Here is a 12,825-nt window from a genome sequence, read left to right on the forward strand (position 1 = left end):
TACCGCTCAATGTTGCTGCGGCGTGCCGTCCCGCTGCTGCAAGAGTGCCAGTTTATCGGCCAGAATGCCCGGATCGGCGTCCGGAGCGATCGTCCACCACGGCGAGTTCCAGTCCGCGGCGGCCAGCTCCCGGTAGACGGCACCGGTGCGGGCCTGCAGTCCGCTGTCCTTCTCGTACGCGTCGAGCGACCGCGCGCTGTCCTCGGCCTCGCGCCGACGGGCACGCTCCTCCGCGAGCGCGACGGGCACGTCCAGGTACATCTGGAGGTCCGGGCGCGGCAGCCCGAGCCGGTCGAACTCGAGGTGCTCGATCCACGCCGCGAACGCGCCGTCGCCGTGCTGGTGCAGCCGCGCCGCGCCGTAGGCCGCGTTGGAGGCGACGTACCGGTCCAGGATCACCAGATCGTGTGCGGCGACCAGGCTGCGCAACTGCTCGGCCGCGCCCGCCCGGTCGAGTGCGAACATCACGGCCATCGCGTGGACCGATTCGGCGAGGTCGCCATGGGCGCCCTTGAGCGCCTCCGACGCGATATCCGCGTGGATCGACACGCCGTAGCGCGGGAAGTCGAGCGTCGCGACCCGCAGGCCCCGCTGCTCGAGTCGGGCGACGACCTTGCCGACGAGCGTGCGCTTCCCGGCGCCGTCGAGCCCTTCCAGGGCGATCAGAGTTCCCACGATCGCCGAGCCTATCGGTGTCCGTCACGCGACCGCGGCACCACATCGTGGGAGGGCCGTCACAGTGCGGTCCGCGCCACGACAGCCGGCCGTCCGCGCCGGAGACGGCCGCGGCCGGGGACGGCGATGCCCGTCCCCGGCCGCGACCGACGATGTCCGGTACGGATCAGTACCGGTAGTGCTCGGGCTTGTACGGGCCCTCGACGTCGACGCCGATGTACTCGGCCTGATCCTTCGTCAGCTTGGTGATCGAGCCACCGAGCGCCTCGACGTGGATCTTCGCGACCTTCTCGTCGAGGTGCTTGGGCAGACGGTAGACCTCGTTGTCGTACTCGTCCGGCTTGGTCCACAGCTCGATCTGCGCGATCGTCTGGTTCGCGAACGAGTTCGACATCACGAACGACGGGTGTCCGGTCGCGTTGCCGAGGTTCAGCAGGCGACCCTCGGACAGCACGATGATCGAGTGGCCGTCGGCGAAGCGGAACTCGTCGACCTGCGGCTTGATGTTGATCCGCGTGACCTCGGACGAACGCTCGAGGTTCGCCATGTCGATCTCGTTGTCGAAGTGGCCGATGTTGCCCAGGATCGCCTGGTGCTTCATCTGCTTCATGTGCTCGAAGGAGATGATGTCCTTGTTGCCGGTCGCGGTCACCACGATGTCGGCCTGGCCGATGAACTCCTCGACGGTCTTGACGTCGAAGCCGTCCATCATCGCCTGCAGCGCGTTGATCGGGTCGATCTCGGTGACGGTGACACGCGCGCCCTGCCCGCGCAGCGCCTCGGCGCAGCCCTTGCCGACGTCGCCGTAGCCGCACACCAGCGCGGCCTTGCCGCCGATCAGCACGTCGGTGCCGCGGTTGATGCCGTCGAGCAGCGAGTGGCGGGTGCCGTACTTGTTGTCGAACTTGCTCTTGGTGACCGAGTCGTTGACGTTGATCGCCGGGAAGGCCAACTCGCCGGCGGCGGCGAACTGGTACAGGCGCAGCACGCCCGTGGTGGTCTCCTCGGTGACGCCCTTGACGGACTCGGCGATCGCGGTCCACTTGCCGGCGTCTGCCTCGAGCGACTTGCGCAGCAGCGCCAGGAACACCTTGTACTCGTCCGAGTCGTGCTCGTCGTCGGTGGGCGGGACGACGCCGGCCTTCTCGTACTGCGCGCCGCGCAGCACCAGCATGGTGGCGTCGCCGCCGTCGTCGAGGATCATGTTCGCGGTGGTACCCGGCCACGTGAGCATCTGCTCGGCGGCCCACCAGTACTCCTCGAGGGTCTCGCCCTTCCACGCGAACACGGGGACACCCTTGGGCTCGTCGACGGTGCCGTGCGGACCGACGACGACGGCCGCGGCCGCGTGATCCTGCGTCGAGAAGATGTTGCACGAGGCCCAGCGAACCTCAGCGCCGAGCGCGACGAGGGTCTCGATCAGGACCGCCGTCTGGATCGTCATGTGGAGCGAGCCCGAGACGCGAGCACCCTTGAGCGGCAGAACGTCCGCGTACTCACGGCGCAGCTCCATCAGGCCGGGCATCTCGTGCTCCGCGAGGCGGATCTCCTTGCGACCGAACTCCGCGAGCGACAGATCCGCCACCTTGAAGTCGATACCGTTGCGGTGCTCTGCCACCGGACCCGATGAAACTGAGGTCGTCATACTGCCTCTCCTGTTAGCCGTCTTGAATGACACCCAGGCTATCGGGTGACGGCCGGCCCCGGGGACGGGCAGTACCTCAGAAGTTCCTCACACGCGTGTCACGACGTCCACGAACGGCGACAGCAGTGACGCCAACTCCTGCGCATCGTCACGATCCGATGTCGGCGGCATCGAGATGTAGCTGAGCGCGACCCGGACGACACCGCGGCTCAGGACCATGGCATCCGCCTCCGAGGCCTGAACCCAGCTCCGCCGGAACGTCTCCGCCAACCGCTCCGACGCGCGTTCGACGAGCGGAGCGCTGTCGGTCGTGACGATCCGCAGCAGATCCGGTTTCGCCGCGCCGCTGCGCAGCGACCCGACCAGCGGATCGGCGCCGCTGGCCTGGAAGAACACCGTGAAACCGTCGACGAGGGCGGCGCGCGCGTCGCCGACGTGCGCGTAGACCGCCGCCGCGACGGCGTCGACGAACTGGTCGACGAGGCGCAACGCATACCCCTCGGCGAGCCCCTGCCGGTTACCGAACTCGTTGTACAGCGTCTGCCGGCTGACCCCCACCGCCGCTGCGACGTCCGACATCGTCACGGCCGACCAGTCCCGCTCGAGCAGGAGATCGCGGACCGCACCGAGGATCGACTCCCGCAGCAGCAGCCGGGAGGCCTCCGGATACGGCGTCCGGGGTTGTGACTCGCTCATGGCGTCGAGCCTAGAGACTGCCCTCAGCTTCGTTCGACTTCGACCATGAAGAAGTCCTCCTTGGCGGCACCGCAGTCCGGACACCGCCAGTCGTCGGGAATGTCCTCCCACCGGGTGCCGGGTGCGATGCCCTCTTCCGGCCAGCCGAGTTCCTCGTCGTACTCGAATCCGCACTGCGCACACTGATAGAGCTTGTAGTCCTTCATGATCACCAATCCAGTTCCCCCGTCACACGGGTTCGAAATCGACTTTCTCCCTGACCCCGCAGTCGGGGCAGCACCAGTCGTCGGGCACCGACTCCCACGCCGTGCCGGCGGGGAATCCTTCGCGTGGCGCCCCGACCGCCTCGTCGAACACGTACTCGCACACCGGGCACCGGTACGCACTCATGCCGCACCCCCACGCGCTCCGTGTGCCGCCAGCAGCTTCTCGCGTTTGCTCGGCTGCAGGTTCACCTTCGTGATGTCGCCTTCGTAGTGGTCGAGCACGCGCTTGTCCATGACGGCGCGCCACAGCGGCGGCACGTAGGCGAGCATGATCATGCTGGCGTAGCCGCTCGGCAGATTCGGCGCAATGTCCATGCTGCGCAACGTCTGGTAGCGCCGCGTCGGGTTCGCGTGGTGATCGCTGTGCCGTTGCAGGTGGTACAGGAAGATGTTGGTGCAGATGTGGTCGCTGTTCCAGCTGTGCGCGGGCGTGCAGCGCTCGTAGCGCCCCCGATCCGTCCGTTGCCGGAGCAGCCCGTAGTGCTCGAGGTAGTTGACGGTCTCGAGGAGCGTGAAGCCGAACACCGCCTGCAGCACCAGATACGGCGCCACCTCCCACCCGAACACCGCGATCAACACGCCGAACAACACCACCGACATCGCCCACGCGTTCAGCACGTCGTTGCGAATCGTCCACGGCCCCTTGCCCAGCCGTTCGAGCCGCGCCTTCTCGAGGTTCCACGACGAGCGCAGACTCCCCCACACACTGCGGGGCAGGAACGCCCAGAAGCTCTCTCCGAAACGTGAACTCGCCGGGTCCTCGGGCGTCGCGACCCGCACGTGGTGTCCGCGGTTGTGCTCGATGTAGAAGTGCCCGTAGAACGACTGCGCCAACGTGATCTTCGACAGCCAGCGCTCGAGGTCGTCCTTCTTGTGCCCCAGTTCGTGCGCGGTGTTGATGCCGATCCCGGCGACGCAGCCGACACTGATCGCGAGCCCGATCTTCGACACCACACCGAGCCCCCCGTCGATCCCGAGCCAACCCAGGTCGTCGGCCGACCACAGGTAGCAGGCGACGACGACGGTCAGGATCTGAAAGGGAATGTAGGCGTAGGTGCACCAGCGGTAGTAGCGGTCGTTCTCGAGCTGCTCCATCACCTCGTCGGGCGGGTTCTGCCCGTCGGCGCCGAACCAGAGGTCGAGGATCGGCAGCAGCCCGTAGACGAGCAGCGGTCCGATCCACCACCACACGGGAGCGACGGCGTCCAGCCCCGCCCGATTCGTGAGCCACACCAGGCCCATCGCGACGAAGATCGCGGTGGGAGGGATCAGCCCCAGCAGCCACAGGTACCGCTTCTTGTCCCGCCACACCGGCGCCGCGGGGGTTGGCTGCCCCACATCACTCGCCATCGCTCTCCCCTTCCACACGACCGCTCGACTATGAGCGGCATCACCATGGAATGGACGATACGCGGCTGGATGTATTCCGTCTAGACAAATAGATCGATTTGTAAAGTCAGGTCTCGTCGTGGGCCACTGCCCGAGCCCGAACCGCCAGCATCGAGTGCCTGCGGCTGTAGGAGAAGTAGACGACGACACCGATCGCCATCCACACGACGAAGCGCAGCCACGTCTCGACCGAGAGGTTGAGCATCAGCCACAGGCAGGCGAGGACCGCGAGAATCGGCACGAGCGGCACGAGCGGCACCCGGAATCCGCGAGGCAGGTCGGGTCGGGTACGCCGCAGGACGACGACACCGATCGACACCAGCACGAACGCGAACAGGGTGCCGATGTTGACCATCTCCTCGAGCGTTCCGATCGGGAAGAACGCGGCGAGGAGGCCGACGACCACACCGACCAGGACGGTGATCCGCACCGGTGTGCCGTGCTTGCCGGTCGGCGCCAGCGACCTCGGCATCAGCCCGTCACGTGACATCGCGAACAGCACGCGGGTCTGTCCCAGCATCAGCACCATGACGACGGTGGTGAGGCCGGCGAGCGCACCGAACGAGATGAGGTTCTTCGCCCAGTCCATCCCGTTGAGCGCGAACGCCGTGGCGAGCGTCGAGTCGTCGCCGGCCAGCTCGGTGTAGTTCACCATGCCGGTGAGGACAAGGGAGACCGCGACGTACAGCACGGTCACTATCGCGAGCGAGCCGAGAATGCCTCGGGGCAACGCCGTCTGCGGGTTCCTCGTCTCCTCGGCGGTGGTGGCGACCACATCGAAACCGATGAACGCGAAGAACACCAGGCTCGCCGCGGCGAGCAGGCCGTACCAGCCGAAGGTGCTCCCGCCGGCACCGGTGATGAACGAGAACAGCGACTGGTGGATGCCCTCCCCCGTCGACCCGGATTCCGAGGGCGGGATGTACGGCGAGTAGTTCTCGCCCTTGATGTAGAACGCGCCGACCACCACGACGAAGAGGACGACGGCGACCTTGATCGCGGTGATCACGGCCGAGACCCGCGAAGAGAGCTTGGTACCGGTCGCCAGGAGCACCGTGATGATCGCGATGATCAGCACGGCGCCCCAGTCGACCTCGTGGGATCCGATGTGAAACACCGGACTCGAACTGCCCAGTACCTCACCGAGATACAGCGACCAGCCCTTCGCCACCACCGATGCCGCGAGCGCGAACTCGAGGATGAGGTCCCAGCCGATGATCCACGCGACGAACTCGCCGAACGTGGCGTACGAGAACGTGTAGGCGCTGCCCGCGACCGGGACCGTGGACGCGAACTCCGCGTAGCACAGCGCGGCCAGCGCACACGCGATCGCCGCGAACACGAACGCGAGCGATACCGACGGTCCGGCGACGTTGCCCGCAGTCCGGGCAGTGAGGGTGAAGATGCCCGCACCGATCACGACCGCGACACCGAACACCGTCAGATCCCACGCCGTGAGGTCCTTACGGAGCTTGGTCTCGGGCTCGTCCGTTTCGAGAATCGATTGCTCGACCGACTTGGTGCGGAACAGCCCTGAGCGAGCATTCCGGGAACGTCCCGGCACAGCCTTCCGGTCCGGTGTCGCCATCACTGCCTCCTCGGGAGGTGGGGATGGTCGACAGCCTATGCCCGGAGAACCGCATCAGCACGGTTTCCGAAACGGCTAGTCCGCCATGACGCGGTACAGATCGGGCTCGATGTAGATCAGCCGTGCGGCCGGAACGGCGGTGCGAATGCGGACCTCGGCCTCGTCGATCGCCGACGCGACGTCCTCGATTCCGGAACCCGGCGCGATCCCCACCTTCGCCGCCACCAGGATCTCCTCGGGGCCGAGGTACTGGGTGCGGCAGTGGATCACTCGATCGATCCGGACACCGTCGACGAGGGCGGTCAGGATCCGGTCCTCCTCGTCCTGGGTCGCCCCTTCACCGATCAGCAGGCTCTTCATCTCGACGATGAGGACGATGGCGATGATGCCCAGCAGCGCGCCGATGCAGAGGGTGCCGATGCCGTCCCACACCGGGTCCCCGGTGATCATCGTGAGCCCCACGCCACCGAGCGCGAGCACGAGACCGATCAGTGCACCGGTGTCCTCCAACAGGACGACGGGAAGTTCGGGGGTGCGGGACGTGCGGATGAAGCCCCACCAGCTCGCGTTGCCCTTGAGTGGACGCGATTCGCCGATCGCGGTGACGAAGCTGTACGTCTCGAGCGCGATCGCGACCAGCAGGATCACGACGGCCACGATCGGCGACGACAGTTCCTCGGGGTGCTGGATCTTGTGCACACCCTCGTAGATCGCGAACAGCGAGCCCAAGGTGAACAGCACCAGGGCCACCACGAACGAGTAGAAGTAGCGGTTGCGCCCGTAACCGAACTGGTGGAGCTTGTCGGCCTGCTTCTCGGCGCGGTTCTGCCCGAACAGCAGCAGTCCCTGGTTGGACGTGTCGGCCACCGAGTGAACCGATTCCGCGAGCATCGACGACGATCCGGTGATCAGGAAGCCGGTGAACTTGGCCACCGCGATTCCCGCGTTCGCGGTCAGCGCCGCGAAAATCGCCTTCTTACCGCCGTTTGCCGACACCGGCCACTCCTCTCGTCGAATTCGAGCGGCTCACAGGCTACGTGATCACCCCGGAAAGCCGCGAACCGCTCGGTCACGCCTCGACGATCCCCACACCGGCCCGGAACAGCTGAGTGTCCTCGGCGCAGGCCTGGATGTGAACCTCGTTGTCCGAGGCGGAGATCCAGGCCGCTGCGCCGCGTTCGAGCATCAACGACTGCGGTCCGCACCCCAACTTGGCCGCGCCCGACGTACACAGCACGATCTGGGGGCCGTCCGGTTCGAAGCTCGTCGCCGCGCCCGCTCCGCCGCCGGAGGCGTCGAGATCGATGCGGGACAGCCGGAACTCCGGCGCCGGGGTCCGGTACGCGACCTCGCCGTCACGATCGGTCGCGGCGGGCGTCAGGACCGGAACGTCCACGGTGTCGAAGTCGAGGACGCGCAACAACTCCGGGACGTCGACGTGCTTCGGGGTGAGCCCGCCGCGTAGGACGTTGTCCGAGTTCGCCATGATCTCCACGGCCGTACCGTGGAGGTACGCGTGCAGGTTTCCGGCGTCGAGGAACAGCCCCTGCCCCGGCTCGAGCGTGACCCGGTTGAGGAGCAACGACGCCAGGACGCCGGCGTCACCCGGATAGCCCTCGCTGAGTTCGAGGGCGGTCCGCACCTCCTGTGCGAACTCGATCCCACCGGGCTCGGCGTTCGACAGGTAGGCGACGCAGCCGTCCAGGACCGCCGGGAGCAACGTCGCGAGAGCCTGCGCCGGCAACGTGATCCACGTGGTGAACAGTGCCCGGAGTCCGCCCGAATCGGGTTGTCCCGCAAGCAGACCGACGTACGGTTCGAGTTCGGGCACCTGCAGGGCGCCGAGCAACCGCACCGTCCGGTGCGGATCCCGGAATCCCGCGAGCGCCTCGAATCGGGTGAGCGCCACCACCAGCTCCGGCTTGTGGCTGGCGTCACGGTAGTTCCGCTCGGCCGAGTCGACCGGGATCCCCGACGCCTCCTCGCGGGCGAAGCCTTCCCGCGCCTGCTCCGCGCTCGGGTGTGCCTGCAACGACAACGGCTCCTCGGCCGCGAGGACCTTCAGGAGGAACGGCAGGCGCTCACCGAACTCGGCGACGCACCGCTCGCCGAGTTCGCGGGCCGGGGCGGCGTCGACGACGTCGCGCAGGGACCGGTCCCCACCGTCCTCGATCACCCGCGCGGGATCACCCGGATGGGCCCCCAACCACAGTTCCGCTTCCGGATGCGCGCTGGGGCTCGGACGTCCGCACAGCTCCGCGAGCGCGGTCCGCGACCCCCATGCATAGGACCGGAGCGCACCTTCGAGTTGGCGCACTAGTTACCACCGATCAAACGTAGGTATGCCGCGCTCATCTCGAGGCGGCCGACGAGAACTGCAAGCTGTTCGATCTCCGTCCGCGTGGCGGCTGGAGCCGCGGTGGACGATCCCGGAGGACCCTGCGGCCCCTGAGGTCCCGGCGGACCCGCCTGCTCCGATGCCGCGACGACGACGTCGGCGTCCGGCAGGGCGGCGACCCGGCGCTCGACGACGGGCCGGTCCGCCTCTGCAGCGAAGACGAACACCCGCAGCGGCATGCCGGGCACGGGGCCGTCGAGTTCCTCGTCGTGGAAGAACGGGTCGTAATCGGGTGGCATCGCGGTCGCCACCGATCCGAAGCGGGGCACACCGGCGAGAACGCCCGACAGGTCCGTCGCCGCGGCGACGGCGGCGCCGCTACGCAGCAGGATCTCGCCGCCGTGGCGTGCCAGGTGCGTGGTGGCGCGGGTGTCGCCGGAGAGGACGACGCGCCGGCCCTGCATCCGTGCCGCGAGCGACTTCGCCGGATTGTGGAAGACCTCGTTGCGCGGGTGATCGCGCAACGACTCCTCGTCCAGGGCGTCCGCGAGGCGACCCAGGTCGGGACACACCTTCGCGGCCCGCTCGGACTCGATCGCGACCAGGACCGCGAGGAAGGCCGCGAGGTACCGCAGCAACCCGTGATGGTCGGGAACCGCCACACGGGGCGGCAGTACCGTTGCTCGACCCGCGCCCGCAGCCCGCAGCGGACCTTCGTCGGGGGCGGCGACGACCACCTCCGCGCCGCGCCGCAGCGCACGGTCGACGGACTCGACCAGCCGCGGGTCACCGGCGTCGTCCCCCGCCACCACCACGACGTCCAGGGGCCCGACCCACAGCGGGGTGTCCACGCTCTCGACCAGGGGGATGCCGATCCGGCTACCGATCGCGGCGGTGACCAGGCCCGCGGCGCGGGAGGCCGGGCCCTCACCGGTGACGAGCACCACGCTGCGCGGTTGCAGACCGCGCAGCCGCGCGAGGCCGTCCTCTTCCTCCACCGCCGCCTGGGTGGCACGGATCTGCGCGCCGCCGAGCGCGGCGAATCGGAGCGAGCCGTCGACGTCCGCGGCCAGCAGTGCATCGGCGTCATCGAGATCGAGCAGAGACGACGGAGCTGTCATGACGGACACACCTCCCTTTCTCCCACTCCCTGTCCCCCCGACGAGTTCAGGTGACTCGAGTATCCCAGCAATTCACCGACTAGGCGCGCACAGCAGCGAGGATCTCGGTGACGAGTGCGTCGACGTCCGCCGGCGTGCGCGCCTCGACGTTCAGGCGCAGCAGGGGTTCGGTGTTGGACGCGCGCAGGTTGAACCACGCGCCATCCGCGAGGTCGACGGTGACGCCGTCGAGGCGGTCGACGGACACCGCCCGGTCCGCGAAGAGATCGACGACCGCGGCCGTGCGCTCGGCGGCATCCGCGACGGTCGAGTTGATCTCGCCGGACGCCGCGTAACCCTCGTACGACTGCATCAACTCCGACAGCGGACGATCCTGCTCGCCGAGCGCCGCCAGCACGTGCAGCGCCGCGAGCATGCCCGAGTCGGCACCCCAGAAGTCACGGAAGTAGTAGTGCGCGGAGTGCTCACCGCCGAACACCGCGCCGGTCTCGGCCATCTGCTGCTTGATGAACGAATGGCCGACGCGGGTACGCACCGCGGTGCCGCCGAGCTTCTCGACCAGTTCGGGGACGAAACGGGACGTGATCAGGTTGTGGATGATCGTGCCGCCGGGCTCCTTCGCGAGCTCACGGTCGGCGACGAGCGCGGTCACCGCCGAGGGCGAGACCGGGTTGCCCTTCTCGTCGACGACGAAGCAGCGGTCGGCGTCACCATCGAAGGCCAGGCCGATGTCGGCGCCGGTTTCGCGCACGAAGTTCTGCAGGTCCACCAGGTTGGCCGGATCGAGCGGGTTCGCCTCGTGGTTCGGGAAGCTGCCGTCGAGCTCGAAGTAGAGCGGCAGGACGGTCACCGGCATCGGGCCGAACACCGCGGGCACGGTGTGTCCGCCCATGCCGTTGCCGGCGTCGACGGCGATCTTCAGCGGCCGCAGTTCGGACAGGTTCACGAGCCCGCGCACGAAGCTGGCGTACTGCTCGAGCACGTCGTCCTCGCTGACGGTCCCGGCCGCGCCGTCGTACGCCGGGACCCCGTCGGCGACCTCGCGGGCGATCACGGCGAGGCCGGTGTCCTGCCCGACGGGCTTGGCGCCGGCCCGGCAGAGCTTGATGCCGTTGTACTTGGCCGGGTTGTGGCTCGCAGTGAACATCGCACCCGGGCAGTCGAGCACTCCCGACGCGAAGTACAGCTGGTCGGTGGACGCCAGGCCGATGTGCACCACGTCGAGGCCCTGCGTGGTCACGCCCTCGGCGAAGGCCCGTGACAGCTCGGGCGACGAGTCCCGCATGTCGTGGCCGATCGCGATCCGCGTCACACGCTCGCCACCGGTCTGCTCGTCCCGCACGAGCCGGGCGAACGACGCGCCCACGTCGCGGACGAAGTCGGCATCGATCTGTTCGCCCACGACACCACGCACGTCGTAAGCCTTGATCACGGCACTCACGGATTCGACGGATCGAGCCACTGCTGGTTTCTCCTGCTGTTCGTTGATGCGACAGACGTTGTTCGTCCCACCGATTGATCGACTCGGCCGGTTGCCCGGCCGAGTCGTTCCACCGAGCCTAGTGGGGAGTGCCCCGACTGCGCTTCCTGAGCGAATTGTCTGGTTCTGGAGACATGGTTCGACCAGGAAAAACGACACGGACGCGACGCACCGGTCAGGGCACGGGAAGTTACGAGCCGCTCAGTTCGCGGGATCGGGCAGGACCCGGAGGTGACCGCGACGACCGGTGCGCGCGGTGGGCGGAGCCGACGGTGACACCGCACCGGGCCGCGACTCGGAGGAACCGGCGTCGGTGCGGGGGCGCTCACCCAGTCCCGCCTCACGGACAGCCTCGGCAAGCGCGGTGAGATCGTCCTCGTCGGGCGTGCTGGACGAGAAGCCGCCCTCGTACCGCACGAGTTCCCACCCCTTGGGCGCGGTGATCCTCGAGGCGTGGGTCTCACACAGGTCCCACGAGTGCGGTTCCGCGACCGTGGCCAGGGGGCCGACGACTGCAGTGGAATCCGAATACACGTACGTCAAGGTCGCGACAGCAGGGTTCTTGCACCCAGGTCGGCAGCATCGACGCAGTGATCTCACAAGCAAGGAGACTAACCCCAAGTTTCAAGTTGACCTACTCGGACACACCGATACACGGCGTCCGAACGACGGACGGGAGAGCGCCCGAGCCGACGGGACCGGTGACGCGACGGGGGTGTTGGACAGCCGCTGTAATCTCGCCTACATGGCTAGATCTCGTCGCCCCCGCCCGCTGACTTCACGATCGGTCGCGCGGCGAGGCCGAGGCATCCGCGGCCCGCTCTTCCCACCGGACCTGCCGGCGGCGCGGACACGCGCGGAGAAGTTCGATCACCTGGTTCTGGGCGCATTCGAGCCGATCGACGCGCGATGGCACGACCGCCTCACCAAACTCGACATCGCGGTGGACGACGTTCCCCGGATCCGGGCGATCGACCCCGATTCGGTGAACTGGCCGCCCGAAGTGGTCGCCGACGGACCGGTACCACTGTCGCGGCTCATCCCGGCCGGCATCGACCGACACGGGACCGCGACACGCGCCCGTATCGTATTGTTCCGTCGCCCAATCGAATTGCGCGCCAAGGATCCTCACGATCTCGAGGACCTCGTCCACGACGTGCTCGTGGAGCAGGTGTCGACGTATCTCGGGGTGGACCCCGAGGTGATCGACCCCGATCTGCCCGGGGCCGACGACTAGAAACTGCGGGCGACTGCGCCCGTCAGATGATTCCGCGCTTGAGGCGCCGGCGCTCACGCTCGGAGAGCCCGCCCCAGATGCCGAATCGCTCGTCGTTCGAGAGCGCGTACTCGAGGCACTCGCCCCGGACCTCGCAGCCCATGCAGATGCGCTTGGCCTCGCGAGTGGACCCGCCCTTCTCCGGGAAGAAGGCCTCGGGGTCGGTCTGCGCGCACAGCGCGCGGTCCTGCCACTGCTCCTCCTCGGCCTCGAACATCGCGTCGAAACCTGGGATCAGACTCAGCTGGGGAACCGTGACCCCGAGCTCGAAGTCTTCGAAGCCGGCGCCTCCCGTTGCACCGGCATCAGAATCGGTCGGTTCGTTGCCGACCACGCTCAGAGGAGTTTCGA

Annotated in this window: 14 protein-coding genes; 1 reads left to right on the forward strand and 13 read right to left on the reverse strand. The window is 67.9% G+C overall.

Annotation, left to right across the window (positions count from 1 at the left end; genetic code table 11):
- Positions 1 to 6: 6 nt before the first annotated feature.
- From ABTV10_RS18000 to ABTV10_RS18055, 12 genes are all read right to left on the reverse strand, one after another.
- On the reverse strand, positions 7 to 675 hold the full coding sequence (locus ABTV10_RS18000; RefSeq protein WP_499029040.1) for a dTMP kinase: 669 nt from the start codon (positions 673 to 675) through the stop codon (positions 7 to 9).
- Between the two features lie 166 nt (positions 676 to 841).
- Positions 842 to 2,320: an adenosylhomocysteinase gene (gene ahcY, locus ABTV10_RS18005; RefSeq protein WP_499029042.1), complete on the reverse strand. Its 1,479-nt coding sequence runs from the start codon at positions 2,318 to 2,320 to the stop codon at positions 842 to 844.
- Positions 2,321 to 2,407: 87 nt separating this feature from the next.
- Positions 2,408 to 3,016 carry a TetR/AcrR family transcriptional regulator gene (locus ABTV10_RS18010; protein WP_433606104.1) on the reverse strand — a complete coding sequence of 203 codons (609 nt, stop codon included), beginning with the start codon at positions 3,014 to 3,016 and terminating at the stop codon, positions 2,408 to 2,410.
- 23 nt (positions 3,017 to 3,039) lie between these two features.
- Positions 3,040 to 3,222, reverse strand: coding sequence for a rubredoxin (locus ABTV10_RS18015; protein WP_499029044.1), 183 nt, complete (start codon positions 3,220 to 3,222; stop codon positions 3,040 to 3,042).
- 22 nt (positions 3,223 to 3,244) lie between these two features.
- A complete protein-coding gene (locus ABTV10_RS18020) occupies positions 3,245 to 3,406 on the reverse strand; it encodes a rubredoxin (RefSeq protein WP_433606107.1) in 162 nt (53 codons plus the stop codon).
- The gene (locus ABTV10_RS18025; protein WP_499029047.1) at positions 3,403 to 4,632 is read right to left on the reverse strand and encodes an alkane 1-monooxygenase; all 1,230 of its coding nucleotides are present in this window, start codon (positions 4,630 to 4,632) and stop codon (positions 3,403 to 3,405) included. Before ABTV10_RS18025 ends, ABTV10_RS18020 begins: the two co-directional genes overlap by 4 nt.
- A 106-nt stretch (positions 4,633 to 4,738) precedes the next feature.
- Positions 4,739 to 6,259: an amino acid permease gene (locus tag ABTV10_RS18030; RefSeq protein ID WP_499029048.1), complete on the reverse strand. Its 1,521-nt coding sequence runs from the start codon at positions 6,257 to 6,259 to the stop codon at positions 4,739 to 4,741.
- Between the two features lie 75 nt (positions 6,260 to 6,334).
- A complete protein-coding gene (locus tag ABTV10_RS18035; RefSeq protein WP_499029050.1) occupies positions 6,335 to 7,255 on the reverse strand; it encodes a cation diffusion facilitator family transporter in 921 nt (306 codons plus the stop codon).
- Positions 7,256 to 7,328: 73 nt separating this feature from the next.
- Positions 7,329 to 8,576, reverse strand: a complete 1,248-nt coding sequence (gene manA, locus ABTV10_RS18040; protein WP_499029052.1) for a mannose-6-phosphate isomerase, class I — start codon at positions 8,574 to 8,576, stop codon at positions 7,329 to 7,331.
- Positions 8,576 to 9,718 (reverse strand): hypothetical protein, encoded by a 1,143-nt coding sequence (locus ABTV10_RS18045; RefSeq protein WP_499029054.1) that lies wholly within the window; start codon positions 9,716 to 9,718, stop codon positions 8,576 to 8,578. Before ABTV10_RS18045 ends, manA begins: the two co-directional genes overlap by 1 nt.
- A 79-nt stretch (positions 9,719 to 9,797) precedes the next feature.
- The gene (locus tag ABTV10_RS18050) at positions 9,798 to 11,180 is read right to left on the reverse strand and encodes a phosphomannomutase/phosphoglucomutase (protein ID WP_499029056.1); all 1,383 of its coding nucleotides are present in this window, start codon (positions 11,178 to 11,180) and stop codon (positions 9,798 to 9,800) included.
- Positions 11,181 to 11,399: 219 nt separating this feature from the next.
- A complete protein-coding gene (locus ABTV10_RS18055) occupies positions 11,400 to 11,798 on the reverse strand; it encodes a DUF3499 domain-containing protein (RefSeq protein WP_433606121.1) in 399 nt (132 codons plus the stop codon).
- Between the two features lie 145 nt (positions 11,799 to 11,943).
- On the opposite strand from ABTV10_RS18055, the gene ABTV10_RS18060 reads away from it, so the two are divergent.
- Positions 11,944 to 12,435, forward strand: coding sequence for a metallopeptidase family protein (locus ABTV10_RS18060; protein WP_348604483.1), 492 nt, complete (start codon positions 11,944 to 11,946; stop codon positions 12,433 to 12,435).
- Between the two features lie 22 nt (positions 12,436 to 12,457).
- On the opposite strand, the gene ABTV10_RS18065 is transcribed toward ABTV10_RS18060, so the two are convergent.
- Entirely contained in the window at positions 12,458 to 12,691 is a 234-nt protein-coding gene (locus ABTV10_RS18065) for a WhiB family transcriptional regulator (protein ID WP_499035211.1), read from the reverse strand.
- Between the last annotated feature and the right edge of the window lie 134 nt (positions 12,692 to 12,825).

Source organism: Paraburkholderia sp. RHO2 (assembly GCF_050955445.1).
Classification (GTDB): domain Bacteria; phylum Actinomycetota; class Actinomycetes; order Mycobacteriales; family Mycobacteriaceae; genus Prescottella; species Prescottella agglutinans_A.